The organism is Sphaerimonospora mesophila (assembly GCF_001417795.1).
Taxonomy (GTDB): Bacteria; Actinomycetota; Actinomycetes; order Streptosporangiales; family Streptosporangiaceae; genus Sphaerimonospora; species Sphaerimonospora mesophila.
Window position 1 is genome coordinate 143388 of record NZ_BCBX01000043.1, and the last position, 26003, is coordinate 169390.

Annotated in this window: 23 protein-coding genes; 16 read left to right on the forward strand and 7 right to left on the reverse strand. The window is 69.6% G+C overall.

All coding sequences use genetic code 11. From position 1 onward, the window contains the following. Window positions 1–123: 123 nt before the first annotated feature. The 3 genes from AP234_RS25065 to AP234_RS25075 all read right to left on the reverse strand — a co-directional run bounded on the left by AP234_RS25065 (window position 124) and on the right by AP234_RS25075 (window position 4502). Window positions 124–1746 carry a cellulose-binding domain-containing protein gene (locus AP234_RS25065; protein ID WP_431999111.1) on the reverse strand — a complete coding sequence of 541 codons (1623 nt, stop codon included), beginning with the start codon at window positions 1744–1746 and terminating at the stop codon, window positions 124–126. A gap of 311 nt (window positions 1747–2057) precedes the next feature. After that, complete coding sequence (locus AP234_RS25070) at window positions 2058–3515, reverse strand: MFS transporter (protein WP_235558363.1); 1458 nt, start codon at window positions 3513–3515, stop codon at window positions 2058–2060. A gap of 141 nt (window positions 3516–3656) precedes the next feature. Then, window positions 3657–4502, reverse strand: coding sequence for a MaoC family dehydratase (locus tag AP234_RS25075; protein WP_055482171.1), 846 nt, complete (start codon window positions 4500–4502; stop codon window positions 3657–3659). 308 nt (window positions 4503–4810) lie between these two features. On the opposite strand from AP234_RS25075, the gene AP234_RS25080 reads away from it, so the two are divergent. The 3 genes from AP234_RS25080 to AP234_RS25090 all read left to right on the forward strand — a co-directional run bounded on the left by AP234_RS25080 (window position 4811) and on the right by AP234_RS25090 (window position 8289). Next, the gene (locus AP234_RS25080) at window positions 4811–6001 is read left to right on the forward strand and encodes an amidohydrolase family protein (protein ID WP_055482172.1); all 1191 of its coding nucleotides are present in this window, start codon (window positions 4811–4813) and stop codon (window positions 5999–6001) included. Window positions 6002–6089: 88 nt separating this feature from the next. Next, window positions 6090–6392: a hypothetical protein gene (locus AP234_RS25085; protein WP_055482173.1), complete on the forward strand. Its 303-nt coding sequence runs from the start codon at window positions 6090–6092 to the stop codon at window positions 6390–6392. Between the two features lie 298 nt (window positions 6393–6690). Further along, on the forward strand, window positions 6691–8289 hold the full coding sequence (locus AP234_RS25090) for a class I adenylate-forming enzyme family protein (protein ID WP_055482174.1): 1599 nt from the start codon (window positions 6691–6693) through the stop codon (window positions 8287–8289). Between the two features lie 102 nt (window positions 8290–8391). Here the strand turns inward: AP234_RS25090 and AP234_RS25095 are convergent, their stop codons facing one another. Beyond that, window positions 8392–9213: a VOC family protein gene (locus AP234_RS25095; RefSeq protein ID WP_055482175.1), complete on the reverse strand. Its 822-nt coding sequence runs from the start codon at window positions 9211–9213 to the stop codon at window positions 8392–8394. Window positions 9214–9398: 185 nt separating this feature from the next. Here AP234_RS25095 and AP234_RS25100 point away from each other — a divergent pair, with 185 nt between their 5' ends. The 13 genes from AP234_RS25100 to AP234_RS25160 all read left to right on the forward strand — a co-directional run bounded on the left by AP234_RS25100 (window position 9399) and on the right by AP234_RS25160 (window position 24389). Further along, window positions 9399–10265, forward strand: a complete 867-nt coding sequence (locus AP234_RS25100; protein ID WP_055482176.1) for an amidohydrolase family protein — start codon at window positions 9399–9401, stop codon at window positions 10263–10265. 12 nt (window positions 10266–10277) lie between these two features. After that, complete coding sequence (locus tag AP234_RS25105) at window positions 10278–12458, forward strand: acyl-CoA dehydrogenase (RefSeq protein ID WP_055482177.1); 2181 nt, start codon at window positions 10278–10280, stop codon at window positions 12456–12458. After that, window positions 12455–12988, forward strand: a complete 534-nt coding sequence (locus AP234_RS25110) for a DoxX family protein (protein ID WP_055482178.1) — start codon at window positions 12455–12457, stop codon at window positions 12986–12988. Before AP234_RS25105 ends, AP234_RS25110 begins: the two co-directional genes overlap by 4 nt. A gap of 52 nt (window positions 12989–13040) precedes the next feature. Then, window positions 13041–14258, forward strand: a complete 1218-nt coding sequence (locus AP234_RS25115; protein WP_055482179.1) for an amidohydrolase family protein — start codon at window positions 13041–13043, stop codon at window positions 14256–14258. A 441-nt stretch (window positions 14259–14699) separates the two neighbouring features. Further along, on the forward strand, window positions 14700–15464 hold the full coding sequence (locus AP234_RS25120) for an ABC transporter ATP-binding protein (protein ID WP_055482180.1): 765 nt from the start codon (window positions 14700–14702) through the stop codon (window positions 15462–15464). Beyond that, the gene (locus tag AP234_RS25125) at window positions 15461–16171 is read left to right on the forward strand and encodes an ABC transporter ATP-binding protein (protein ID WP_055482181.1); all 711 of its coding nucleotides are present in this window, start codon (window positions 15461–15463) and stop codon (window positions 16169–16171) included. Before AP234_RS25120 ends, AP234_RS25125 begins: the two co-directional genes overlap by 4 nt. 7 nt (window positions 16172–16178) lie before the next feature. Further along, window positions 16179–17072 carry a branched-chain amino acid ABC transporter permease gene (locus AP234_RS25130; protein WP_055482182.1) on the forward strand — a complete coding sequence of 298 codons (894 nt, stop codon included), beginning with the start codon at window positions 16179–16181 and terminating at the stop codon, window positions 17070–17072. Beyond that, complete coding sequence (locus tag AP234_RS25135) at window positions 17069–18085, forward strand: branched-chain amino acid ABC transporter permease (protein ID WP_055482183.1); 1017 nt, start codon at window positions 17069–17071, stop codon at window positions 18083–18085. The genes AP234_RS25130 and AP234_RS25135 overlap by 4 nt, the downstream gene beginning before the upstream one ends. A gap of 21 nt (window positions 18086–18106) precedes the next feature. After that, on the forward strand, window positions 18107–19432 hold the full coding sequence (locus tag AP234_RS25140) for an ABC transporter substrate-binding protein (RefSeq protein ID WP_083502407.1): 1326 nt from the start codon (window positions 18107–18109) through the stop codon (window positions 19430–19432). A 6-nt stretch (window positions 19433–19438) separates the two neighbouring features. Beyond that, window positions 19439–20260 carry an SDR family NAD(P)-dependent oxidoreductase gene (locus tag AP234_RS25145; RefSeq protein ID WP_055482185.1) on the forward strand — a complete coding sequence of 274 codons (822 nt, stop codon included), beginning with the start codon at window positions 19439–19441 and terminating at the stop codon, window positions 20258–20260. A gap of 262 nt (window positions 20261–20522) precedes the next feature. Beyond that, complete coding sequence (locus AP234_RS25150) at window positions 20523–21155, forward strand: TetR/AcrR family transcriptional regulator (protein ID WP_055482186.1); 633 nt, start codon at window positions 20523–20525, stop codon at window positions 21153–21155. Between the two features lie 184 nt (window positions 21156–21339). Beyond that, window positions 21340–22737 (forward strand): NAD(P)/FAD-dependent oxidoreductase, encoded by a 1398-nt coding sequence (locus tag AP234_RS25155; RefSeq protein ID WP_055482187.1) that lies wholly within the window; start codon window positions 21340–21342, stop codon window positions 22735–22737. A gap of 14 nt (window positions 22738–22751) precedes the next feature. Beyond that, entirely contained in the window at window positions 22752–24389 is a 1638-nt protein-coding gene (locus tag AP234_RS25160) for an amidohydrolase (RefSeq protein WP_055482188.1), read from the forward strand. 58 nt (window positions 24390–24447) lie between these two features. Here AP234_RS25160 and AP234_RS25165 read toward each other — a convergent pair whose 3' ends face one another. The 3 genes from AP234_RS25165 to tpiA form a co-directional block, all read right to left on the reverse strand. Then, on the reverse strand, window positions 24448–24795 hold the full coding sequence (locus AP234_RS25165; protein ID WP_083502408.1) for an RNA polymerase-binding protein RbpA: 348 nt from the start codon (window positions 24793–24795) through the stop codon (window positions 24448–24450). A gap of 75 nt (window positions 24796–24870) precedes the next feature. Further along, complete coding sequence (gene secG, locus AP234_RS25170) at window positions 24871–25101, reverse strand: preprotein translocase subunit SecG (protein WP_055482190.1); 231 nt, start codon at window positions 25099–25101, stop codon at window positions 24871–24873. 121 nt (window positions 25102–25222) lie between these two features. After that, window positions 25223–26002 (reverse strand): triose-phosphate isomerase, encoded by a 780-nt coding sequence (tpiA, locus tag AP234_RS25175; RefSeq protein ID WP_055482191.1) that lies wholly within the window; start codon window positions 26000–26002, stop codon window positions 25223–25225. Window position 26003: the final 1 nt, after the last annotated feature.

A 26003-nucleotide genomic window follows, 5' to 3' on the forward strand; every position in this document is an offset into this window, starting at 1 on the left:
AGGGAGCGCGGCGGGCCGTCTGGGACGGCCGGGGGGCTACGCGTCGTACGGTCCGGGCCGGCAGGGAGATGTACCGGCCCGGACCCGTCGAACGGGACGGCGGCCAGGGCGGCCCCGTCCGGGTTACGGCGTCACGGTCCTGCCGCCGAAGGTCACGACGAGGCGGCCGTCCGCCGCGAAGGACCAGTTGAGAGCGCCGGTGTAGGCGGAGCAGCGGGATCCGTTCGAGCCGAGCCAGAACTGGTTCGACCCGTCGACGTTACCGATGGTCTTGTCCTTGGTGCCGCTGCTGCCGCTGCGGCAGGACACGTTGCCGCGGAACACCGAGGTGCCGGCGTCGAACGAGAAGTTGCGCTGGGTGTTGTCGATGCTGATGTTGTCCGAGATCGTCATCGTGCCGGGGTTGCGGTTGTAGGTGAACCCGTGCTTGCCGTTGCGGTACGCGATGCTGCGCCGGATGACGTGATCGACCGGGATGTCCTCGCCGCCGAGCTTGTAGCCGTTGCGGTCGCCGGCGCCGGCCTGGCTGCCGTCGCTGAGCGTGCCGTTGTCGTAGGACAGGGAGTCCTCGATGGTGACCGGGCCGATGGCTCCCGTCTCCGACTTCGTGTAGAGGTCCCAGCCGTCGTCGATGTTGTTGTGGGACACGGCGTAGCGGAAGACGTTGCCGGGGCCGACGGTGAGCTTCGCGGCGAAACCGTCGGCGTCCTCTCCGTCGGAGTCGGCGTTGTCGTGCGACTCCGCACTGAGGATGAGGTTGTTCGACGGCCACTGATCGCGGGGAGTGTCGGAGGCGATCCGCGAGATCTGCAGCCCGGTGTCACGGTTGAACCGCGTCACCGTGCGCTCGATGATGTTGCCGCTGCCGCCGACGAAGATGCCGTTGTCCCCGGCACGCTGCACGACGAGGCCGTTGACGTGCCAGAACGACCCGTTCACGGCGAGCCCGCGGTTCGCCGAATTCTCGCTCTGGGCCGAGAAGTTCAGGATCGGCGTCTCACCGGGATAGGCGAACAGTTTCTTGCGTGCGCTCGAGGTGCCGTTGTTGCCCGGCGCGATGGTGACCGTCTGCGAGAAGTTGTACGTCCCGCCACGCATGTAGATCGTCCCGCCGGGAGCGACACGGGTGATCGCGGAGGCGAGCGTGGTCGGGTCCGACTGGGTTCCGGTCGCGTTCGCGCTGCCGTTCGGCGACACGTACAGCGTGCCGCTCGACGGCGTCGGCGTAGGTGTCGGCGTGGGAGTGGGAGTCGGGGTGGGCGTGGGAGTCGGGGTGGGGGTGGGCGTGGGGGTAGGAGTCGGGGTGGGTGTGGGGGTCGGGGTGACGCCGCCGGTGCAGGAGACGCCGTTGACCGCGAAACCGGCCGGGATCGGATTGCTGCTGTCGTTCCAGGTGCCGTTGAAGCCGAACGAGGTCGTGGCGTTGGTGGCCAGGTTGCCGTTCCAGCTCACGTTGGACGCCCGTACGGCACTGCCGCTCTGGGTGTAATCGGCGTTCCAGCCCTGGCTCACGCTCTGGCCGGCGGCGAACGACCAGGTGACCGTCCAGGAGGTGAGGGGGTCGCCGAGGTTGGTGAGGTCGACGTTCGCGGTGAAGCCGCCGGGCCACTGCGCGGTCACCGAATACACGACCCGGCAGCCGATCGCGGCCTGCGCCGTACCGGGGGCGGCCACGACGCCGGCCATGGCGGTGACCCCGGCGAGGAGGCCGATCGCGCTGACGCCCGTTCTTGTTCTGGTTCTCAAAGCCGAGCTCCTTGTAGTCGTGCAGGACCACCTGACCGTGGGGTGCCTCCTGGTCCCACCAGCCATTTCGTGAATGTGAACGACATCCACGAACAGGAACACCGTGCATCACGCTACGGTCCCGCAGATCGCCGGGTCAACGATTCGCCGCGGGCGGCGTTCGCGCGCGCCTGCTCTCACCCGCGTCAGGGCTGCTGAAGGCCGCGAGCGGGACTCCGGGAGAGGGTGAAACGTTCAGGCCGCCGGGAGCGACGGCGGCGGCCGGTGGAACGGCCGGCCGTGTTCGTTTCCCGGTGGACGGCTGCGGCGCCTCAGTCCCGGCCCATCACGATCGTGATCGACGCCCCGCGCGGCTCCTCCGGCCCGGCATCCGCCGGAACCCGGCCGCGCCGGGGCAGGAACGCGGCGATGACGAGGCCTGCGGCTGCGGCCGCCGCCGCTATGACCAGCGCGATCTGGAGCCCCTGGCGGGACGGCAGGGGGAAGGCGCCTCCCGGCAGGATGTGGGCGGCCAGGATCGCGCTGATCACCGCGCTGGCCGCGGCCGTGCCGATGGAGCGCATGAGCGCGTTGAAACCGTTGGCCGCGGCCGTCTCCGACAGCGGCACCGCCGCCATGATCGAGGCGGGCATGGCGGCGTAGCCGAGCCCGGCGCCCGAGGAGACGACGGTCGCGGCCAGCACGATGTGCCAGACGTCGTCCATCAGCACCAGGGCGGTGCCGTACCCCGCGACGGTGCACAGTGCGCCGATCATCAGCGTCACCCTGGGCCCGTAGGCATCGGTGATGCGGGCGGAGACGGGGGACAGCACGATCATCATCACGCCTCCCACGCCCATGTACAGCCCGGCGTCGAGCAGGGACAGGCCCAGGCCGTAGCCGGTGGCCGCCGGAGCCTGGAGCACCTGGGGGAAGACCAGGCTCGTCACGAACATGGCGAACCCGAAGGCGATGGACGCGATATTCGTGATCAGCACCTCGCGCCTGACGGTCGCGCGCAGATCGACCAGCGGGTTGTCCAGCCGCGTCTCCACCAGCCCCCAGAGGACGAAGATCACCGCCGACGCCGCGAACAGGCCCAGGGTCAGGGGGCTGTTCCAGCCCCAGCCGCCGCCCTTGCTGATGGGCAGCAGCAGGCACACCAGACCGGACGAGAGCCCGGCCAGGCCGAGGAAGTCGAACCGCCCTCCCGCGCGCAGGGGCGAGACGGGCACGACCGTGAGGACGAGCACCAGGCCGGCCGCGCCCATCGCGGCGGACACGAGGAACAGCATGTGCCAGTCCGCCACCTGCGCGACCAGGGCCCCCAGCGGCAGCCCCAGCGCGCCGCCCGCGCCCAGGGTGGCGCTCATCAGCGCCATGGCCGAGCCGAGCCGTGCGGGCGGCAGCAGGTCGCGCATGATGCTGATGCCCAGGGGGATCACGCCGACGGCGCAGCCCTGGAGCGCCCGTCCGAGCACCACGACGGCCAGTGAGCCGGAGAACACGCAGATCGACGATCCGACGACCATCAACGCGAGGCTGATCACCATCATCCGGCGTTTGCCGTACATGTCGCCGAGCCGCCCGCTCACGGGGGTGAACACCGCGGAGGACAGCAGGGTGGCGGTGATCACCCAGGACGCGTCCTCGGCCGTGGCCGACAGCAGCCGCGGCAGCTCGGGGATGATGGGCACCACCAAGGTGAACATCACCGAAACCACCATGCCGCTGAAGGCCAGCGCACCGGTGACCACACCGGATCTGACAGGCGTCAAGGGCGTCGCCACCGTGCTCCTTCTGTCCAGGACGACCCGTCAGGACCTCCGGTCATGCGCGGCCGTTCCGCCCGATGCCATGCGCCGGTACGCGGGGTCCGCATGGCGTCCACTTCCCGGCCCGGCACGGGGCCGACTCCAGCTTCCTGGCCGTTATGACCGTTTTATAAACGTTCCGCGATCAAGCACGATCTTGCCCGCCGCCGTGGTCTGGAACAGGAAGACGCCGTCATCCTCCCAGATCGCCACGGTCAGCTCCTGCCCGGGGAACACCGGAGCGGCGAAACGGGCGGACATGCCGCCGAACCGGGCGGGATCCGAGCCGCACACGGTGTGCAGCAGCGCCCGCCCGGTGAAACCGTACGTGCACAGCCCGTGCAGGATCGGCCGGTCGAAGCCCGCACGCTCCGCCAGCCGGGGGCCGGAGTGCAGAGGATTGCGATCTCCGCTCAGCCGGTAGAGCAGCGCCTGCTCGGGGCGGGTCGGGTAGGTCACCACGTGATCGGGTTCCCGCGCGGGCCGCTCCCACCGGGCGGCGGAACCGCGCTCGCCGCCGAACCCTCCCTCGCCGCGGATGAAGAGGCCGGCGGCGACCTCGGCCAGGATCGCGCCGGTGGCCGCGTCCGTGATCACACCCTCCGTGACCGCGATCGCGTTCCGGCCCTTGTCGTAGAAGGCGGCCACGCGTGACCTGGTCACGCTGGCGCCCTCCACCGGCAGCGGGCCGTGCAGTGTCACCGACTGCTCGGCGTGCAGGACCTGCGAGAGGTCGAAGTCCCCCAGCGCCGACATCGACCCCGCGCCGCCCAGCATGACGGCGAAGGTGGGCAGCACCCGTTGGCCGACCCCGTGGGAGTTCTCCGTCGTGTACGGCAGCTCCGCCAGCGGATCGCCGGCGCCCGCCCCCACTCCCAGCGCGTACAGGATGGCGTCGGCCGAGGTCCACCGCCGTCCGGGCGCCTCCCACTCCTCGCCCACCGCGTCCAGTCTCAACGCCATCCGGCAGCCCCTTCCAGGTTCCTCCCTCAACACTAAAATAAGAATTCTGTTCTATCAATATCCACTCCCCTCGGCCGGCGCCCCCGGATGGGCCGGAAGAGGCCGCCCCACCGGGACATGTACCGGAGACCTGCGGGATGCCGCGGAGACCTCCGATGGGTGGCGGCCGACCGGATACCAAGCCGACCGTCTCACGGATGCTTGTCGGAACAAGAATTCTGTTCTAGCTTGAGATTGGCCTTCGGCACCCGTTCCAGACGGTCGCCGCAGAAGAGCCCGCCGCCGATCCTTTCCGAAGGGCAACATCCATGACGACCGAGCTCCCGTTCCGCTTCTTCGACTGCGACAACCACTACTACGAGGCCCTGGACGCGTTCACGCGTCACATCGAGCCGGAGTACCGCAAGCGCACCATGCAGTGGGCGCAGATCGACGGCAAGACCCGCCTCCTGGTCGGGGGGAAGATCAACAAGTTCATCCCGAACCCGATCTTCGATCCGGTCGCGGCGCCGGGGGTCATGGACGAGTACTTCCGCGGGCGAAACCCCAAGAGCGCCGACCCGAGCAAACTGTTCGGCGAGCTCGAACCCATCCGGCCGGAGTACCGCGACCGCGACGCCCGCATCGCGCTGATGGACGAGCAGGGCATGGAGGGCTGCATCATGCTGCCCACCCTCGGCGTCGGCATGGAGCAGGCGCTGGTCGACGACCTGCCCGCCCAGCGCGCCGCCTTCCGCGCTTTCAACCGGTGGCTCGACGAGGACTGGGGCATGGCGTACCAGGAGCGGATCTTCTCCGCGCCCTACATCACGCTCTCCGACCCCGCCGACGCCGCCCGAGAGCTTGAGTGGGCGCTCGAACGGGACGCGCGGTTCGTCGTGATGGTGGGCGGGCCGGTGATGACCGAGCTCGGGTCACGCGCTCCCGCCGACCCCATGTTCGACTCGTTCTGGAAGCTGGCCAACGACTCGGGCATCACCGTGCTCTACCACGGGGGTGAGACGGCCTACACGAAGTATCTCGAGGCCTGGGGTGAGAACGGCTTCACCGAGGCGTTCCGGGCCAACGCCTTCCGCGGCCTGGTGTCGGCCGACGCCCTGCAGGACACGATCGCCAGCCATCTCGCACTGGGGCTCTTCCACCGCTTCCCGAACCTGCGGATGGCGTCCATCGAGGTCGGCTCCGCATGGGTGTTCCACCTCTTCGAGAAGCTCACCAAGACTTACGGCCAGGTCCCGCATCTCTTCCCGGAAGACCCCAGGGAGACCTTCAAGCGGCACATCTGGGTCTCGCCCTTCTACGAGGACGAGCTGGCCAGCCTGCTGCGTCTGCTGGGCCCCGAGCACATCCTCATGGGCTCGGACTACCCGCACGTCGAGGGCCTCGCCGATCCCGCTTCGTACATCAAGGACCTGCAGAACTTCGACTACACCATGGAGCAGTGCCGCATGGTCATGCGCGACAACGGCCTGTTCCTCGCCTCCCGGCGTCCGGTCTGAGCTCGGGCGGGACGGGGCGGCGCCCATGTCCTCCCCCGTCCCGCGAGCCCCGGTGCCCGTCCCCCATGCCACGAACCCGGAGACCTCGATGGAACTGACCAGATCGAGTCTGTGCGGCTTCCTCCTGGAGGAGGGCGAGGAGGATCTGGCCGTCCTCATCGCACGCTCAGACCTGCCCGAGATCCTCGACTCGGAACGCCACGCACCCGCCCTGGCCGCACTCGGTCTCGAGGAGGAGGAGCTGCTGGCCCTGCTGCCGGCCGTGAGCGGCGACCCGAACACGGCGGGCTCGCTCTCCGAGGAGGACAGAGCGCGACTCAAGCGGACGATCTCAGACCGGTGGGCGCACCTGGTCGACGTCTGGACGGGTGTGCGGGGCGCACACTCCTGATCTCCGCAGGCGGCCCTCCGCCGCCTCGGACCACTTTCCACGCGAGAGCGTCACCCTGCCGGGGCTATTCGCCGTTCGGTATCGAGTCCGCCTCTCCCTGAGACAGCAATTCAACCGGGGACGACTCTTCCATGGCCCCGGTGAACGGTCCCCCGATACAGTCGGCCATCAGAGAAAGTGGATCGCCATGGGTGATGAGGCCCGGTCACGGCCATCACATTTGGACTGGCAAGGTTCCGCCGCTCTACCACCGGACGTACGTGAAGCGCTCCTCGGTCCGGGCGCGCCCTTCGAGCTGGTGACCGAGCCGGTGCTCGGTCACGACCACGTGGTGTTCGCGCAGCGGCCGCGCACGCTGCGTCAGATGCTCGACAGACAGTCCGCCGCCGCCCTGGACCTGCCGTTCCTGATCTCTCCGCGGCGGCAGTGGACCTACCGCCAGGCCCTCGAGGACATCGACAGCACGGCCGTGCTGCTCAGCGAGCGATACGGCGTCAGGACCGGGGACCGCGTCGCCGTCGTCGCCGCCAACCACGCCGAGTACGCGATCCTCATGTGGGCCGTGGTCTCGCTCGGGGGCGTCATCAGCAGCCTCAACGGCTGGTGGACCGCTCCCGAGCTCGAGCACGGCATCGAGCTGTCCCGGCCCGTGCTCGTCGCGGGCGACGAGCGGAGGCTCGCCCGGCTCCGGCCCGGCTCGGTTCCGGACGGCGTGCCGGTGAAGCCACTCGACGATCTTCATGCCGAGGCGCGGGAGTTCCGCGGCAAGGCGCCGGCGCCCCCGGAGATCACCGAGGACTCCCCTGTGGTCATCCTGTTCACCAGCGGGACGACCGGACGGCCCAAGGGCGCGACGCTCTCGCACCGGAACATCATCAACTTCGCGATGGTGAACCTGCTCGGTACGGCGATGGCGGGCGCGCTCAGCGGGGCGCCGGCCGGGCCGCCGCGGCAGAACTGCGTCATCGTGTCCAGCCCGATGTTCCACATCTCGGGCATGGTCGCCGTTCTCATCACGGGCGGGTCCACCCCATCCAAGCTGGTCTTCCCGCCGCCCGGCGCGTGGGATCCGGAGGTCTGGCTGCGGCTCACGGCCGAGCACGGGGTCACGACCTGGTCGGGCGTGCCCACCCAGTTCTGGCGGCTGCTCCGCCATCCCGACATCGACTCCTACGACCTCGGCTCCGTGACCAGCGCCGGCTCCGGCGGAACGGTCTTCCCGCCCGAACTCGTGCGCGAACTGCACCGGCGACTGCCGGCCCTCCGGCTGGGCAACGGCTACGGCATGAGCGAGACGGTCGGCCTCGGCACCCTGACGGGAGGCGACCTCTTCGTCTCGGTGCCGGAGTCCGTCCGACCGGCGCAGCCGACGGTCGAGGTGCAGATCCGCGACGCCGACGGGACCGTCCTGCCCGAGGGCGAGGTCGGCGAGATCTACCTGCGTTCGCCGTCGGTCTTCCTCGGCTACTGGGACGACCCCGACGCCACCCGGGACGCCCTCGGCGAGGACCGCTGGTATCGGACCGGCGACTACGGACGGGTCTCCGACGGCCTGCTGTACCTCGCGAGCCGCCGCCGAGACATGATCATCCGCGGTGGCGAGAACATCTACCCCATCGAGATCGAGAACCGCCTGGTCGAGCATCCCGAGATCAACGAGGCCGCGGTCATCGGCGTCGACAGCCTCGAGTACGGGCAGGAGCCCAAGGCCTTCGTCGTCCGGCGGGCGGGCTCCGGGCTCACCGAGGAGCAGGTGCGTGAGTGGTGCGCGGCGGCGCTCGCGTCGTTCAAGGTCCCGGTGGCGGTCGAGTTCCGGGAGTCCCTGCCCTACACCGAGACAGGAAAGCTGCTGAAGCAGCAACTGGAGCGGGAGGAGCAGGCGCGCACCCGCGCCTGAGCCCGCCGCCCCGGAGCCCGGCCGATCGCCGCTCTCCTCCGACACGGGCCCCGAGGCGGCCGCCGCGAACGCGGGGCCGCCTCCGCCCGCGCGGGCTCCCCCTCACTCCCCCGCTCGCCCACCGCCTGAGTCCGGCCCCACCCGCAGGACCGTCAGGCTCGTCGGAGGATGGTGCGGCATCGGCACCGCCGGAACGCCGCCGTCCGACAGGTCGTCGGGGACCAACTCGGGCGGACCGAAGACCACGTGTCCCACTCCGAGTCCCGGGGCCGCCCACAGCGGCCGTCCTCCGGGCTCGGCGTCCTCCTGGCGTACCAGCAGGTTGTGGCCCACGCCCCAGCTCAGCAGGCGCCACCCGGGGCCCTTCGCGGCGATGGAACCCGCCAGGTGGTCCACGAACAGCATCGTCGCCGTGTCGAGCGAGGCGACGGTCAGCCCGATCCACGCGATGTCGAGAGGCTCGGTGGCCGGCTCGGGGAAGTCGGGCGGCGAGGGCGAGCTGAAGCCGCCGCCGAGCTCCCACTCCCTCGACTCGGCGAGCTGGATGAGCGTCCCCATGCCGGCCTGCTTGGGGTGGAGGAACGCCTCCCGCCAGTAGGCCTCGTTCCTCCCGCCGAGCGTGCTGATCCCCTCCGCCTCCAGACGGTCGAGGGCGTCGTCCAGCGACGGAACCTTGAAGGTGAGGTGATGCGGACCCGGGCCGTTGCGGTCCAGGAACCGACGCATGAAACCGCCGGGCCCACCGGTGGGCGCGATGAACTCCAGGCGCATGCCATGGCCGTAGATCAGCTGGTAGGGCGCGTACCCTCCCGCGTCGCCCCCGTGCGACCACGCGCCGCCCAGTTCCACGGCGAAACGGGGGTAGGCGTCCTGCCAGGTTTCGACTCCCACGGCCAGGTGGTCGAAGAAGATGCTGCCCGCCATGTGCGTTCCCTTCTGTCGGAGGTGCCTCATGCGCCCCGACATCAAACTAGAATGAGATTTCAGTTTAGGCAACCCTTCGCTGCCGCTACGCCCTCTCCTACAGCCGGGAATGGCCGACCATCGAACCCTTGACGAAACTGAAATCTTGTTTCATTGTAGCGCCCAGGACCTGAAAGGAGCCGTTCATGGCCATGCCGTCCGGACTGCCCATCATCGACACGATGATCGGATTCCCGCAGAAGGACTTCTCGCAGTACGACTTCATCCGCAGGCAGACGAAGGACCGGGGCTCGCGGGAGGAGATGCAGTTCCCGGTGGAGTACATGTTCAAGCAGGTCCCGAAGGACCTTCCCGCCGACGACCCGATCGGCGTGACCCTGCGGGAGATGGACCGCTTCGGCGTCGCCCAGGGCCTGATCGGCGTCGGCGACGAGGTCTCCCGTACGGCGCTCAAGCGGCATCCGGACCGGTTCATCCCCTCGGGCAACGTCGACGACCCGAACGACGTCATGGGCAGCGTGCAGGCGCTGCGGCGCGACTACGAGATGTACGGCATCCGCGCCGTGGGCGCCTTCCCCGCGGGGACCTTCCCCCAGGTGGCGATCGACGACCCGAAGATGTACCCCATCTACGCCACCTGCGTCGAGCTCGACATCCCGATCTTCGTCTGCGCCGGCATCCCCGGCCCCAGGCTGAAGTTCGCCCCGCAGGAGGTCGCCCGGATCGACACCGTCATGTACGACTTCCCCGACCTCGTCTTCGTCACCCGGCACGGCTGCGAGCCCTGGGAGCGGCTCGCCATGAAGCTGATGCTCAAGTGGCCCAACCTCTACTACTCCACCTCGGCGTTCGCGCCCAAGCACTACCCCGAGGCGATCGTCAAGTACGCCAACGCCCGCGGCGCCGACAAGATCATCTACGCGGGCTACTTCCCGATGGGCCTCTCCCTCGAGCGGATCTTCACCGACATGCCCCACGTGCCCTTCAAGGACGAGGTGTGGCCCAAGTTCCTGTACGAGAACAGCCGGCGTGTCCTCAAACTGGACAAGTAGGGCGGAACGCACATGTCAATCGCGTTGACGGAGGAGCAGCACGCGCTGGCCGAGTCCGTTGCGAGGTTCACCGCCCGGCACGTGAGCTCGGAGTCGACCCGGGCCGAGTTCGAGGACCTCTCCGCCGGAATGTGGCCGGCCATCTGGAACCGCCTGGTGGAGCAGGGACTCCTCGCCATGCACCTGCCCGCCAGGTACGGCGGTGACGAAGCGGGCGTGGTCGAGCTCGCCATCGTCCTGGAGGAGACCGGCCGGGGGTTGATGCCGGGTCCGCTGCTGCCCACCCTGCTGACCAGCCTGGTCGTCTCCCGGCACGGCGGCGCCGAGCTGTGCGCGAGGGTGCTGCCGCGCTTCGCCGAGGGCTCCCCCGGCGCATGCGCCACCACGGCGGAGGGCCTCGTCGCGGTGCGCAGGCGCGACGGCTGGGAGGTGACCGGCACCACGGCGCCGGTGCTCGGCGCCCTCAGCGGAGAGCACGTGGTGCTGGGCGCGCGCGCCCCGGAGGGCACGGTCTGGTTCCTGCTGGAGCCCGACGACCGGGACGCGGTCAAGGTCTCCCGCAGGTCCGGGGTCGATCTCACCCGCGACATCGGCTGCTTCACCGCCGAGGGCCTGCTCGTGCCGTTCGACCGCGTGCTCGCGGTCGATAGCACCGAGCTGCGGTCGCTCGCCGCCGTGCTGTTCTCCGCCGAGGCCGCCGGCATCGCCCGCTGGTGTCAGGAGGCCGGGCTGGAGTACGTCAAGGTGCGCGAGCAGTTCGGCCGCCCGGTCGGATCCTTCCAGGCCATCAAGCACAAGTGCGCGAGGATGTTCATCCAGGGGCAGCTCATGGCCGCCGCGGCCTGGGACGCGGCCTCGGCGGTGGACCAGGACAGGGATCAGTTAACGCTCGCGGCGGCCTCCGCCGCGGTCACCTGCCTCGGCGGGATCGCCGAACTCGGCCTGGAGACCGTCACCCTGTTCGGCGGCATCGGCTACACCTGGGAGCACGACGCCCACCTCTACTGGCGCCGCGGGATCTGCCTGTCCACCCTGCTCGGCCCGGCGCACGAGTGGGAGGAGAGCGCGGGACGGCTCGCCCGCGTCACCGAGCGCACCAGGACCATCGACCTGTCCCACGAGGAACCCGGGGTGCGCGCCCGGATGGCCGAGACGCTACGCGCCGTCGCGGCCGCGCCGGAGGGCGAGCGGCGCCGGATGCTGGCGGAGGCCCGGCTTGTCTCCCCGCACTACCCGGAGCCGTACGGCATGGCGGCCGACGCGACCACCCAGGTCGTGATCTCCCAGGAGTACGCGCGGGCGGGCCTCGTCCAGCCGTCCACGGTCATCGGAGAGTGGGCCCTGCCCACGATCATCGCGCACGGGACCGAGGCGCAGCGGGAGCGGTTCGTCATGCCCACCCTGCACGGCGAGATCGTGTGGTGCCAGCTGTTCAGCGAGCCCGGCGCCGGCTCGGACCTCGCCTCGCTGCGCTCCCGGGCGGAGAAACGCGACGGCGGCTGGTCGCTCAACGGCCAGAAGGTGTGGACGTCCAGCGCCCACGAGGCCGACTGGGGGATCTGCCTGGCCAGGACCGATCCCGACGCGCCCAAGCACCGGGGGCTGAGCTACTTCCTCGTGGACATGCGCTCCCCCGGCCTGGAGGTGCGGCCGCTGCGCGAGGCCAACGGCGGCTACCTGTTCAACGAGGTGTTCTTCAACGACGTCTTCGTCCCGGACGACTGTCTCGTGGGGCGGCCCGGCGACGGCTGGCGGCTGGCCCGCACGACGCTGGGCAACGAGCGGGTGAGCATGGGAAGCGGCATGTCCGGGGCGCGGGAGCTGCCGGCCAGGACCGCCGAGGCGCTGGGCGTGGACGGGCCGGGGGTGGTACGCGACATCGGCGTGCTGACCGCCAAGATCAACGCCTTCGAGGCGCTGGGACAGCGGGTCTTCCTCAAGCAGCTGTCGGGCCTGCAGCCGGGTGCCGAGTCGAGCGTGCTCAAGGTCGCCTCCTCCTGGAACGCCGTGGAGATCCGCCGTACGGAACTGGGGTGGGCGGGCGCCCGGGCGAGCGTCCACACCGGGGAGGACGACGCGGCGCAGGCACTGCTGTCCGTACCACCACTGCTGATCGGCGGCGGCACCACCGAGATCCAGTTGAACGTGATCGCCGAACAGGTGCTGCGCCTGCCGAGGGAACAGGTCCGATGACGGGCTCCGGCGACGGCGCCGCCGACCTGGCGCTGCTCGGGCTCCGGCTCACGCTGGCGGCCGTCTTCGTCATGCACGCCTGGAACCACGTGTTCGGAGGCGGGCGCATCGCCGGGACGGCCCGCTGGTTCGAGTCGCTCGGCATGCGACCGGGCGTGCTGCACGCGTGGACGGCCAGCATCGCCGAGTTCGGGGCTGGGCTCCTCATCGGTCTCGGACTGCTCACCCCGCTCGGGGCGGCCGCGGCCGTCGGGGTCATGGGAGTGGCGTTGATCGCCAATCACCTGAAGAACGGATTTTTCATCTTCCGCCCCGGCGAGGGCTACGAATACGTGCTCGTGCTCGCGGTCGCCGCCGCGGCGCTGGCCGGGACGGGACCTGGCCGCTGGTCGCTCGACGAGCTGTTCGGCCTGACCGTCGGCGGCTGGCAGCGGCTGGCCCTCGCGGCCGGCCTCGGCGTCCTGGGGGCGGCGGCGCAGCTCGTCGTGTTCTGGCGCCCGGGCACCCGACCCACCGGGCCGGCGGACTGATCCGTCTCTGGCGGACGGTCCTACGTCCCTCCCATCGGATGCAGGAGGCATCGTGTCAGATCAGGAGTCCCGCTACACCGTGATCTCGGCGGACACCCACGCCGGAGGAAGCCACGCGATGTACCGGGAGTTTCTGGAGTCCAAGTACCACGAGGCGTTCGACGCCTGGCGTGGCCGGTACAGGAACCCCTTCAGCGATCTCGGCGACACCCGGCGGTACCGCAACTGGGACGACGACATGCGCAACTCCCAGCAGGACGCGGACGGCGTCGTCGGCGAGGTCGTCTTCCCCAACACCGTGCCGCCGTTCTTCCCCAGCTTCGTCCTGTTCGCCCGGCCGCCGAAGCCGGAGGAGTACGAACTCCGCCTGGCCGGCGTCCGGGCGCACAACCGCTGGATGGAGGCGTTCTGCGCCCGATATCCGGAGCGGCGGGCCGGCATCGGCCAGATCTTCCTGAACGACATCGACGACGCGATCGAGGACGTCCGCTGGATCAAGGAGCACGGTCTGCGCGGCGGCGTGCTCCTGCCCACCGTTCCGCCCGACGTCGACTGGATCAAGCCGCTGAACCACCCGGACTACGACCGGCTCTGGGCGGTCTGCGAGGAGCTCGAGGTTCCGATCAACGTGCACGGCGGCACCGGAACCCCCGCGTACGCGCCGCTGCCGTCGTCGGCGCTCATCATGCTCGCCGAGATCGCGCAGTACTCCCGGCGTCCCCTGCTGTTCATGCTGCTCTCGGGTGTCTTCGAGCGCTTCCCGCGGCTCAGGGTCGTCCTCACCGAGCAGGGCTGCGCCTGGCTGCCGCCGCTGCTGGAGCAGCTCGACTCGACGCTCGCGTCGATCCGGGACACCGGCGCGGTCGGCGAACTGCGTTTCAAGCCCGAGCACGTGCTGCCGAGATCGGCCACCGAGTACTTCCGGCAGAACGTCTGGCTGGGGGTGAGCTTCCCCGCACGCGCCGACGTCGTCGCCGCCCGGGAGTCGCTCGGCGTCGACAAGTTCATCTGGGGCAGCGACTATCCCCACGACGAGGGGACGTACCCCTACACCACGCTCTCGCTACGCCAGCTGTTCCACGACTGGCCGGAGGAGGATCTGCGCAAGGTCCTCGCCGAGAACGCCGCCCAGATCTACGACTTCGACCTCGACGCGCTCGCCGAGCCGGCGTCCCGGCTCGGCCCCCGGGTGTCGGAGGTGGCGCTCCCGCTCACCGAGCTGCCCGAGAACCCCAACGAGGCGCTGCTCCGCAACGCGACGGCCTCCTGAGCCTCTCCGACCGGGGTCCCGTGTGAGACGCACCCACCACGGGACCCCTTCGGCATAGGCTAACTGAAATAGGATTTTCATTTCCTATCCGATCACTCCTCCACCCCTGACGCATGCCCGCCACGCAGCCGCGGAGCATCCCCCTTTCCTCTACGAATCACCTGTTCGCGACCGTTCTCTGGATCAGCGAGCAGGGTCGAGGCGCGACCCAGACCCGGGCGGCATGGCCGCCCCGAATCGGAAACTCTTGACGGAACAAGAATTCTGTTTCAGTATCGGTCGCAACCTCCCGCAGGCGACGCGAACGGAACCGGCCACGCCGACGCGGCCGTCGCCGGCCAGTCACTCCGACGCTTGATCGACATGAAGTGTCATAGAGGAAGGGGGCGGTCTCTTGATCGCCGGTAGCCCACCCATCCCCCACGTTCCCGGAGGTCTCTCATGAACCTCCTCGACGTACGAGACCTGACCCTGCGGTTCGGCGGCGTCCGCGCACTGGACGGCGTGTCCTTCGGTGTGGCGGAAGGCTCCCTCGTCGCGCTCGTCGGCCCCAACGGCGCCGGGAAGAGCAGCGTGTTCAACTGCGTCAGCGGGCTGTACCGGCCGAACGACGGCGTCGTGGAGTTCGCCGGCGAGAACATCCTGACGCTGCCGTCCCACGCGCTCGCCTCCCGGGGGATCGGGCGCACCTTCCAGAACCTCGCCCTGTTCCCCCGCATGACCGTCCTCGAGAACGTGCTGGTCGGAGGGCACACCTCGCACCGCTCCAACGTCCTGTCGTGCGCGGTGCGCTGGCCCGGCGAGCGGCGCCGCGAGCGGGCGGCCCGGGCCAGGGCCCTCGACCTGCTGTCGGAGCTCAGGCTCGCCCACCTCGCCGACATGCCGGCCAGCGGTCTTCCCTTCGGCACGCTGAAGCGCATCGAGATCGCCCGCGCGGTGATGAGCGAGCCGCGCATGCTGCTGCTGGACGAGCCCGCCGCCGGCCTGACCCACGGCGAGGTCGACGAGCTCGGCGGAACGATCCAGAGCCTGCGCGACGCCCACGGGCTCACCGTCGTCCTGGTGGAGCACCACATGGGACTGGTCATGTCCATCTCGGACAAGGTCATCGTGCTCAACCTCGGGAAGGTCATCGCCGAGGGACTGCCCGCCGAGGTGTCGAACGACCCGGCCGTCGTGGCCGCCTATCTCGGGACCGCCGCATGAGCGCCCTGCTGGCCGTGCGGGGACTCACGGCGGGGTACGGATCGCTGATCGTGCTGCGCGACCTGGACTTCCACGTGGATCCCGGGGAGGTCGTGGTCATCCTGGGCGCGAACGGCGCGGGCAAGACCACCACGCTGCGCGCGCTCAGCGGAGAGATCTCCGGCGAGGGGACGATCGAGTTCGACGGCAGGCGGGTGGACGGATCGCGCACCGACCAGCGCGCCCGGCTGGGCATCGGGCACGTGCCCGAAGGCCGCGGCACCTTCGTCGACCTCACCGTGGAGGAGAACCTGCGGATCGGCGCCTACCACCGGCCCGCGGCGCAGGTACGGTCCGCCATGGACCGCGCGTTCGGGCTGTTCCCCACGCTCGGGGAGCGCCGCGCGCAGCTCGCGGGCAGCATGAGCGGCGGCGAGCAGCAGATGCTGGCGGTGGCCAGGGCGCTGATGGGCGACCCGAAGCTGCTGCTCCTGGACGAGCCCTCGATGGGGCTGGCTCCGATGGTGACCGCCGAGCTCTTCAGAACCCTCGCGGAGACGAACGAGCGGACCGGGACCGCGATGCTCATCGTCGAGCAGAACGCCCAGATCGCGCTGTCGATCGCCGACCGCGCGTACGTGCTGGGGCACGGGCAGATCGTCTCGGCCGGCACCGCGGCGGAGATCCGCGCCGACGACTCCATCCGCCGCGCCTACCTGGGAGTTTGAGGCCGCCATGGAACTACTGATCCAACGTCTGATCGACGGGACGTCGAACGGGTTCCTCTACGGCGCCGTGGCGCTGGCCCTGGTGCTGATCTACCGCTCGACCGGGCTCATGAACTTCGCCCAGGGCGAGATGGCGATGTTCAGCACCTTCGTGGTCTGGAAACTCGCCGACGAAAGGCTGGGCTTCGGGCTGGCCCTGGCGATCGCCATCCCCGCCGGCATCGTCTTCGCGTTCCTGCTCGGGGCCGTGCTCGAACGCGCGGTGATCCGGCCCTTCTCCGGGGGCAACCCGCTGACCCTCCTGATCGTCACCCTCGGAATGTTCCTGGCGATCAACGCGCTGGCCGGGTACATCTTCACGACCGACACGGAACGGCTCGACTCGCCGTTCCCCTCGGGCGGGCTGAGCCTCGGCGGCGTCACCATCACCTACCTGGAGATGGGCACGGTCGTCGTCCTGCTGGTCGTGGCGCTGCTGATCCGGCAGCTGTTCATGGGCACCAAGCTCGGCCTCGGCCTGCGCGCCGCAGCGATGAACCCCTCGTCGAGCCGTCTGGCCGGCATCGACGTCGGCCGGATGATGATGATCGGCTGGGGGCTGGCCTCGGCCATCGGCGCCATCGCGGCGATCCTCGTGGCGCCGGTCGTGTACGTCAGCACGAACATGATGGCCGCCCTGCTGCTCTACGGCTTCGCGGCGGCCGTGGTCGGCGGCTTCGACAGCCCGTTCGGTGCGCTGGTCGGAGGCGTTCTGGTCGGCCTGATCCAGTCCCTCGCCTCGGGATACCTGCCCTTCATCGGCACCCAACTCCAGCTCGCGACCGCGTTCGCGGTGATCCTTCTCGTCCTTCTGATACGTCCGCAAGGGCTGTTCGGCCGACTTCCGGTGGAGCGGGTATGAACACGACCACACAACGATCGATCATCCGCGCACTGCCCTGGACCGTCGGCCTGGTCCTGCTCGTCGGCGCCCCGTTCGTCCTGGGGCTGACCGGCATCCGGGGCCTCATGCAGGTGTTCGTCCTCGCCGTCGCGGTGATGAGCCTCAACCTGCTGACGGGGTTCAACGGGCAGCCGTCGATCGGCCACAGCGCCTTCATCGGGCTCGGCGCCTACGCCACGGCGCTCGCGGTGCAGAACTACGGATGGTCGTACTGGTCCGCGCTGCCGATCGCGGTCCTCATCGCGGGCGTGGTGGGCGCCGTCGCCGGCGTGCCCGCGCTGCGCATCCGCGGCATGAACCTGGCCCTGGTGACGATGGCCCTGGCGCTGGTGTTCCCCCAGGTGCCGGTACGCCTCACGGAATGGACCGGCGGCACCGCCGGTCTGACCGTGGACGAGCGGCTCAGGGCGCCCGCCGCGCTGGGCGTCGCCGACGTCGCCTGGCAGTACTGGGTCCTGCTGGGGATCGCCGCACTGGCCTTCCTGCTGATCCGCAACGTCGTGCACAGCTCGATGGGACGCGCGATGATCGCGATTCGCGACCAGCACGTGGCGGCGCACACGGTCGGCATCAACGTCAGGGCGGTGAAGGTGACCGTGTTCGCCGGAAGCGCGGCGATCGCCGGGGTCGCCGGCTGGATGTTCACCGTCACCAACCAGTTCGTCAGCCCGGGCGACTTCACCGTCCTCGTGTCGATCAACCTCCTGCTCGGCATGGCGGTCGGGGGATCGGGCACGCTGGTCGGTCCGCTCATGGGCGCCCTGTTCCTGTACTACGTCCCCGAGGTCCTGCCCAAGCTCGGGGTCAATCCCCAGCTCACGCCCGCGGTCTACGGCGTCCTGTTGATCCTCCTCGCCTTCTTCCTTCCCGGCGGCCTCTCGGGCGGCCTGCGGAGTCTGGTCCGGCGGTTGTCCGGCATCACGGCCAAGAAGGGCGTCACCACCCCTCAGCCCACCCTCGACACCACCTGACACCGGCATAAAGGAGATCTGATGACATCCATATCCCGTATGCGCCTGTTCGCTGCCGCCGCACTGCTCTCGCTCGGCGTCACCGCCTGCGGCGGCAGCGCCGCCTTGACCGGGGCGAGCGGGGCGCAGTCCAGCGGCTCCGGCGACCCGGCGCTGGCAGAGTGTCCGGACAACGGCACCGTCGGCCTCACCGACACGACCATCAAGCTCGGTGTGTCGCAGCCGCTGTCGGGCCCTCTCGTCGCCGTGGGCGGTGGGTTCGTCGTCGGTATGAACGCGTACTTCAACTACGTCAACGGCAACGGCGGCGTCAAGGGCCCGGACGGCAAACAGCGCAAGATCGAGCTGGTCGCCAAGGACGATCAGTACGTGGCCACCAAGACCAAGGCGAACGTGTCCGCACTGATCAACGAGGAGAAGGTCTTCGCCCTGCTCGGCCTGTTCGGCACGTCCGGCAACCTGGCCGCCCGGCCGCTGCTGGCGCAGGAATGCGTACCGTCCCTGTTCGCCACCTCCGGGGCGCCCGAGCTGGGCAACCCCGACTACCCCTGGGGCGGGCCCGCCGGGAGCATCTCCTACCTGCTCGAGGCGCGGGCCAGCGGCGAGTATCTGAAGTCGGTCAATCCCAATGCGAAGGTCGCGATCCTGTACCAGGACGACGACCTCGGACGCGCCTACCTGCAGGGCTTCAAGAAGGGGATCGAGGGGTCGAACATCTCGATCGTCAAGACCGAGAGCTTCGAGTCCACCGACCCCGACGTCGGCAACCAGATCACCAGCCTCGCCGCCACCGGAGCCGACACGTTCTACGACATCGCCATCGGCCTGCAGGCCCTGCAGGCGCTGAACCACGTGCACGCCAGCGGCTGGAAGCCCCAGATCATCCAGGCGGCGCAGGTCGGCCTGTCCCTGCTGAAGAAGCTCGAGCCCGGCGCCGGAGACGGCCTGATCATGGCCGGCGTCTCCTACGACGCCGACGACCCGGACAACGCCGACCTCCCCGGGATCAAGCTGTTCCTGGATTGGCTGAAGAAGACCCCCGGCGGGGAGAAGATCCTCCCGTCCACCGCGACCGCGGGATGGACGGCCGCGATGTTCATGACCTGGGCGATCGAGAACGCCGAGACCATGGACCGCGCCGGGGTCATGCGTGCGGCCCACAACATGGACTTCACCGGCCCCAACTTCTACCTGCCGGGCATCAAGCTCGTCACCGGGCCGGACGACCACTACCTCATCGAGGGCGTGGTGCAGCAGAAGCTGGACCGGAAGGCGGGCAAGCTGATCCGGCTGGGCGAGGTCCAGGACTTCAACGGCGCCAACCCCTACGAGAAGATCACGGGCTGACGCGGCATGAGACTGACCGGATTCGAGGGCAGGGTCGCGCTCGTCACGGGGGCGGCGCGGATGAGGTCCCTCGGCAGATCGATCGCCATCGGCCTGGCCGAAGCGGGCTGCGACATCGCCATGACCGGCACCGACCGGCCCCGGGAGAGCTTTCCCGCCGACGAACGCGAGGCCGGATGGCGGGGGCTGGACTCCGTGGCCGAGGAGATCACGGCGCTGGGCCGGCGTTGCCTGACCATCACGACGGACGGGACGACCGGCGAGGAGAACGCCGGCCGGATCCTCCACGAGACCCTGGACGGGCTCGGCCGGCTCGACGTCCTCGTCAACAACGCCGCGGCGGCCCGCGGCCCCGACCGGGTGGACGTGGTCGATCTTCCTCCTGGGGTCTGGGACTCGGTGATCGGAACCAACCTCACCGGCTCCTTCCGGCTGAGCCGGGTGGTCGCGCGGCACATGGTGGCCGCGCGGGAGGGCGGGGCCATCGTCAACATCTCGTCGATCGGCGGCAAGCTGATGAGCGCGAAGACGGCCGCCTACGCCGCCTCGAAGGCGGGACTCCACGCGCTGACCTCGGCCATGGCGCAGGAGCTGGGGCCGCACGGCATACGGGTCAACGCGGTCTGCCCGGGGATCGTACGGACGTCCCGGCTGGACGACCTGCCCGACGCGGCGTGGAGTCGCATCATCGAGTCGACCGTACCGCTCCGCCGGGCCGGCGAACCCCGGGACGTGGCGAACCTGGTCGTGTTCCTGTGCAGTGAGCAGGCCGCCTGGGTGACCGGACAGGCATGGAACATCGACGGAGGCCAACTCACGATTCACTGACCGGCTTCCGGTGGCCGGACGCGACCGGCCACCGGACCCGAATCCGCTCCACAGACGGCGAAAACACAACAAAAGTGATTCAAGTCACGTAACCAGTAAGACCGCTCCTCCCCGAGAGCGACACCGGTCAATCGGCGGCGATATGAGCGCCCGCACCCTGACCAGATTGCGAATACATGACTTACCCGCGCAATACGGTCGAAGTGAAGGGTGCCACCCTAGACTTGTATTCTAGGTTCAATGTCCGGAACGAGTCGGGGGTATGGAAGTGACGATGATGGCCGATGTCTCGGGTCCGGCAGCGCCCGAGACGCTGCGCCGCGACCAGCGCGAACGCCGCGAGCGCATCGTCCGCGTCGCGCTGCGGAGCCTCGCGAACAGCGAATACGACCGGATCAAGGTGTCGGACGTGGCCCGGGACTCCGGTGTGGCCCTGGGCACGCTCTACCGGTACTTCACGTCCAAGGAGCATCTGTTCGCGGCCGCCTTCCTGCTCTGGCAGGAGGGTCTCAAGCGCACACTGGACCGGGCCGCCCCGCCTGAGGGAGCGGAGAAGGAGCGTGTTCGTGATGTGCTGCACCGTGCGATTCGCGCCTTTCAACTCCAGCCCCAGTTCTATCGCGTCCTCATAGTGCTGGAAACGGCGTCCGACCCCTATGTCGACGACACCTACCGATCGATCGACAAGGTCTTCACCGACATCGTGCGGTCGGCGTTCGGCGCCGACGTCCGGGACGACGCGGATCACCGGGCGATCATCGCCACGCTCAGCAGCGTTCTCGGCGGGGGACTACGCGGCTGGGTCATGGCCCGCACGACGATCGAGAAGGTGTACGAGAACATCGACAACGCCATCCGCCTGATCTACGACTTCTCGCCCGACGACCGCTCCTGATCCCCCGCCGGGCGCGGCGCGAGGCGCCGTCCTTCCGTACGGGACCGGCCAGGCGGAACAGGGGACGGGTGACGTCCCGGCCCGTGTCCACCCGGACTACTGTTATCCATGTGTTTGTCGCGACTTATCGACGGCTTTCGTCGCGGTGTGATGTCCACGACGCGAATACAGCAGGATGGGCGGCATGAGTGCTCCGCTGTCGCCGGACTTCGCCAACGGCGAGGTGTCCTTCTGGTACCGGTCCATCGGCGTCCCCGAGCCGGGAGAGCCGCTCGACGGTGACCTCCAGGCCGACGTGGCGATCGTCGGCGCCGGATATACGGGCCTGTGGACCGCCTACTACCTGAAGAAGGCCGAGCCACACCTGCGGATCGTCGTCCTGGAGAAGGAGTTCGCCGGGTTCGGCGCCTCCGGCCGCAACGGCGGATGGCTGACCGGGGCACTCGCGGGATCGCCGGAGCGGTACGCGAAGACGCACAGCGCGGACGCGGCCAGGCGGCTCCAGCGGGCCATGTTCGAGACGATCGACGAGGTCATCCGGGTCGCCGGCACAGAGGGCATCGAGGCCGACATCGTCAAGGGCGGCCTGTTCACGGTCGCGAGAAGCACGGCGCAGGACGTCCGGCTGCGCGAGGAGCTGAAACATCAGCGGCGGTGGGGGTGGACCGAGGCGGACGTCCGCCTGCTCACCAGGGGCGAGATGGCCTCCCGGCTCCGGGTCTCCGGCGCCACCGGGGCCACCTGGAGCCCGCACTGCGCGAGGATCCAGCCGGCGAAGCTCGCCCGCGGCCTGGCCCGGGTCGTACGGAACCTCGGGGTGGAGATCTACGAGCGGACCCCGGTCACGGAGATCTCCCGCGGCCGGGCGGTCACCCCACGCGGCACGGTGACCGCGACGTACGTGCTGCGCTGCACCGAGGGCTTCACCGCGACCATCCGCGGCCACCACCGAGACTGGCTGCCGATGAACAGCTCGATGATCGTGACCGAGCCGCTGCCCGAGGACGTGTGGGCGGAGATCGGCTGGGACGGCCGCGAACTGCTCGGCGACATGGCGCACTACTACATGTACGCCCAGCGGACGGCCGACGACCGGATCGCCTTCGGCGGCCGCGGCAAGCCGTACCTCTACGGGTCGAGGATCGACGACCACGGGCACACCGCGGCCTGGACGATCGACGCGCTGTGGGACCTGCTCGTCTCGTTCTTCCCGGCCGTGGCCGGATCCCGGGTGGCGCATGCCTGGTCGGGTGTGCTCGGCGTGCCACGCGACTGGTGCTCCACGGTCCACCTGGACCGGGCGACCGGCCTCGGCTGGGCGGGCGGCTACACCGGGCACGGCGTGACCACCGCCAACCTGGCCGGCCGTACGCTCCGGGACCTGGTGCTGCGCCGCGAGAGCGAGCTGAGCGTGCTGCCGTGGGTGGATCGGCGGGTCCGCTCCTGGGAGCCGGAACCGCTGCGCTGGCTCGGCGTGCACTCGATGTACCGCCTCTACCGGATGGCCGACGCCCGCGAGGGCCGGGGGGCCGAACGGACCTCGGCACTCGCCAAGATCGCCGACCTCATCACCGGTCACTGAGTGGAAGGTACCTCGTGAGTTCAGACACGCTGCTGTTCCGCGGCGGCCCCGCGTTCACGCCCGACGGTTTCGCCGAGGCCGTGCTCGTCCGCGACGGCGTCATCGCCGCCGTGGGCACCGAGGCCGATCTCGTACGGCTCTCGCCCCGGGCCGAGCCGGTTGACCTGGACGGCGGCCTGCTCGTCCCGGGCTTCACCGACGCGCACATGCACCCGGTGCAGGCCGGGCTGGAGCGGGCCGGGTGCGACCTGTCCGAGGTGTACGGCCTCGACGTCTACCTGGCCACCGTGGCCGACTATGCCGCGAAAAATCCACACAAGGAGTGGATCGTTGGCGGCGGGTGGGACATGTCGGCCTTCCCGGGCGGTCTCCCCCACCGGTCCCAGCTCGACTTCCTCGACCGTCCCGCGTACCTGATCCAGCGCGACCACCACGCCGCCTGGGTCAACGGCCGGGCGCTGGAGCTGGCCGGGATCACCCGGGACACCCCCGACCCCGCGGACGGCCGCATCGAGCGGGACCGCGACGGCACGCCCACCGGTGTGCTGCACGAGGGCGCGATGGACCTGGTCGGCCTGCTCACCCCGCGCCCGACCCCCGACGACCTGGTGGCCGCCCTGCTCGACGCGCAGTCGCACCTGTTCTCCCTGGGCATCACCGGGTGGCAGGACGCGATCGTGGGATCGTACGCCGGATCGGACGACCAGCTGCCCGCCTACCTCGCGGCCGCCTCGTCCGGCCGGCTCGTCGCGCGGGTGGTCGGCGCGCTGTGGTGGGACCGCACCCGCGGCGCCGAGCAGATCCCCGACCTGGCCGAGCGGCGCGCCGCCGCCGAGGGGCTGGAGCGGTTCCGGGCCGGCGCCGTGAAGATCATGCAGGACGGCATCGCGGAGAACTTCACCGCCGCCGTCATCGAGCCCTACTGCCGCTGCGGCGGGACCGAGTCCTCTACAAGTGCCGAACTCGGCACGGGCCTGTCGTATGTGGATCCGGAACAGCTCAAGGTGTACGTCAAGGAACTCGACGCCCGGGGGTTCCAGGTCCACTTCCACGCCATCGGCGAGCGGGCCGTACGGGAGGCCCTGGACGCCCTGGCCGGGACCGACCCGGGCAACCGCCACCACGTCGCCCACCTGCAGATCATCACCCCGCGGGACGTGCCGCGCTTCGCCGCGCTCGGCGTGACCGCGAACCTGCAGCCGCTGTGGGCCACGCACCACGCCCAGATGGACGAGCTGTGCATCCCCTACCTCGGCGAGGAACGCTCGTCGTGGCAGTATCCCTTCGCCGATCTCGTACGGCACGGCACCCGGCTGGCGGCCGGCTCCGACTGGCCGGTGTCGTCGGCCGACCCGATGCAGGGCATGCACGTCGCGGTCAACCGCACGGAACCGGGCGGATCGGTGCACGCCTCCTACCCCACGGCGCAGACCCCGTTCCTGCCCGGCCAGCGCATCGACCTCAGAACGGTCATGACCGCCTACACGGCGGGCTCGGCCTGGCTGAACCGCTCACCGGCCGGGGTGATCGAGCAGGGGCGGCCCGCCGATCTCGTGGTGCTCGACCGGGACCCCTTCGCCCTCGAACCCGGCGACATCTGGACGACCCGGGTGCGGATGACCTTCGTCGACGGGCGTCCCGTCCACTGCTGAGGCACGCCGAAGGCCCTCTCCGCGATGTGCGGAGAGGGCCTTCGCGGTGAAACACGACCTAGTAGATCGGGCGCGAGGAGGAGCGCAGCCGCTCCAGTGCCTCGGCGAGGATCTGGGCGCCGTCCTTGTCGCTGCGGCGTTCCTTCACGTATGCCAGGTGCGTCTTGTACGGCTCGTTCTTCGGCGGAGCGGGCGGATTCGCGCTGTCCTGACCGGCCGGGAGGCCGCAACGCGGGCAGTCCCACAGCTCGGGAACCTGAGCGTCGCTGGCGAAGCTCGGCCGCGTCTCGTGCATCTTGGCGCACCAGAACGAGACCCGTACCCGGGGAGCGGCCTCGCCGCGCTCGGCCTCTCCCATCGGGCCTGCGCCGACTCGGCTGCCACGGATCGCGTTGCCACTACCCACCGAAGAACTCCTTGCCTCGATCCCCCCGCGACGGGGATGGTGAATCTCACTCGCGCGTCGCGCCGTACGGCCGGGCTACGGCTTGAGCATCAGGCCCAGCGCGATGATGCAGACGAACCAGATGACGCCCGTGATGATGGTGAGCCGGTCCAGGTTGCGCTCGACCACGGAGGACCCGCCGAATGACGACGAGAAACCGCCACCGAACAGGTCCGACAGACCGCCGCCCTTGCCCTTGTGAAGCAGGACGAACAGCACCATCAGACAGCTCGACAGGATGAGAGCGATGGAGATTCCGATTTCCACTAGACCTGTTCCTATGTCCGGCGTGCGCACGGTCGGTGTGCACGATCATCGGGCTTGATGGTTCAATCTTGCTCTATGAGGGTACGACCTGATGTCAAGTCGCACCCCCATAATCGCTCACCTAGCCGGAGATTTCACCAAAGCGGCAAATCTTGACGAAGTCCCCCTGGTCGAGGCTGGCCCCGCCCACGAGGGCGCCGTCGATGTCGGGTTGCGCCATGATACCGGCGATGTTGTCCCCCTTCACCGACCCTCCGTAGAGGACACGCACCTCACCGGCCACCTCGCCGCCGTACAGGTCGGCGAGCCGGGTGCGGATCGCGCCGCACACCTCCTGGGCGTCCGCCGGGGTGGCGACCTCACCGGTGCCGATCGCCCAGACCGGCTCGTACGCCACGACGATCGTCCTGGCCTGCTCGGCCGGGACCCCGTCGAGCGCCCCGTCGAGCTGGGCGAGCGTGTGCTCGACGTGGCGACCCTCCTGCCGGACCGGCAGACCCTCGCCGACGCACAGGATCGGCGTCAGCGAGTGCCGGTAGGCCGCCTTCACCTTGGCGTTGCACAGGGCGTCGTCCTCGGCGTGGTACTGACGCCGCTCCGAGTGGCCGACCAGCGTGAACGTGCAGCCGAGCTTGGCGAGCATCGCCCCGGAGATCTCTCCGGTGTAGGCCCCCGAGTCGTGCCGCGACACGTCCTGCGCGCCGTACACGATGCGCAGCCGGTCGCCGTCGACCAGCGTCTGCACGCTGCGCAGGTCGGTGAACGGCGGGAGCACCGCGACGTCGACGGCGTCGTAGTCGCGGTCGGTGAGCGAGAACGCCAGCTTCTGCACCAGGTTGATGGCCTCGAGATGGTTGAGGTTCATCTTCCAGTTGCCGGCGATCAGCGGCTTGCGGGCCATC

Excerpts from the sequence above, each read along its gene's own strand:
- AP234_RS25075 (WP_055482171.1), bottom strand. The coding sequence starts at position 4,502 with ATGGCGTTGAGACTGGACGCGGTGGGCGAGGAGTGGGAGGCGCCCGGA.
- AP234_RS25080 (WP_055482172.1), top strand. The coding sequence starts at position 4,811 with ATGACGACCGAGCTCCCGTTCCGCTTCTTCGACTGCGACAACCACTAC.
- AP234_RS25085 (WP_055482173.1), top strand. The coding sequence starts at position 6,090 with ATGGAACTGACCAGATCGAGTCTGTGCGGCTTCCTCCTGGAGGAGGGC.
- AP234_RS25095 (WP_055482175.1), bottom strand. The coding sequence starts at position 9,213 with ATGGCGGGCAGCATCTTCTTCGACCACCTGGCCGTGGGAGTCGAAACC.
- AP234_RS25100 (WP_055482176.1), top strand. The coding sequence starts at position 9,399 with ATGGCCATGCCGTCCGGACTGCCCATCATCGACACGATGATCGGATTC.
- AP234_RS25105 (WP_055482177.1), top strand. The coding sequence starts at position 10,278 with ATGTCAATCGCGTTGACGGAGGAGCAGCACGCGCTGGCCGAGTCCGTT.
- AP234_RS25110 (WP_055482178.1), top strand. The coding sequence starts at position 12,455 with ATGACGGGCTCCGGCGACGGCGCCGCCGACCTGGCGCTGCTCGGGCTC.
- AP234_RS25120 (WP_055482180.1), top strand. The coding sequence starts at position 14,700 with ATGAACCTCCTCGACGTACGAGACCTGACCCTGCGGTTCGGCGGCGTC.
- AP234_RS25125 (WP_055482181.1), top strand. The coding sequence starts at position 15,461 with ATGAGCGCCCTGCTGGCCGTGCGGGGACTCACGGCGGGGTACGGATCG.
- AP234_RS25130 (WP_055482182.1), top strand. The coding sequence starts at position 16,179 with ATGGAACTACTGATCCAACGTCTGATCGACGGGACGTCGAACGGGTTC.
- AP234_RS25135 (WP_055482183.1), top strand. The coding sequence starts at position 17,069 with ATGAACACGACCACACAACGATCGATCATCCGCGCACTGCCCTGGACC.
- AP234_RS25140 (WP_083502407.1), top strand. The coding sequence starts at position 18,107 with ATGACATCCATATCCCGTATGCGCCTGTTCGCTGCCGCCGCACTGCTC.
- AP234_RS25145 (WP_055482185.1), top strand. The coding sequence starts at position 19,439 with ATGAGACTGACCGGATTCGAGGGCAGGGTCGCGCTCGTCACGGGGGCG.
- AP234_RS25150 (WP_055482186.1), top strand. The coding sequence starts at position 20,523 with ATGGAAGTGACGATGATGGCCGATGTCTCGGGTCCGGCAGCGCCCGAG.
- AP234_RS25155 (WP_055482187.1), top strand. The coding sequence starts at position 21,340 with ATGAGTGCTCCGCTGTCGCCGGACTTCGCCAACGGCGAGGTGTCCTTC.
- tpiA (WP_055482191.1), bottom strand. The coding sequence starts at position 26,002 with ATGGCCCGCAAGCCGCTGATCGCCGGCAACTGGAAGATGAACCTCAAC.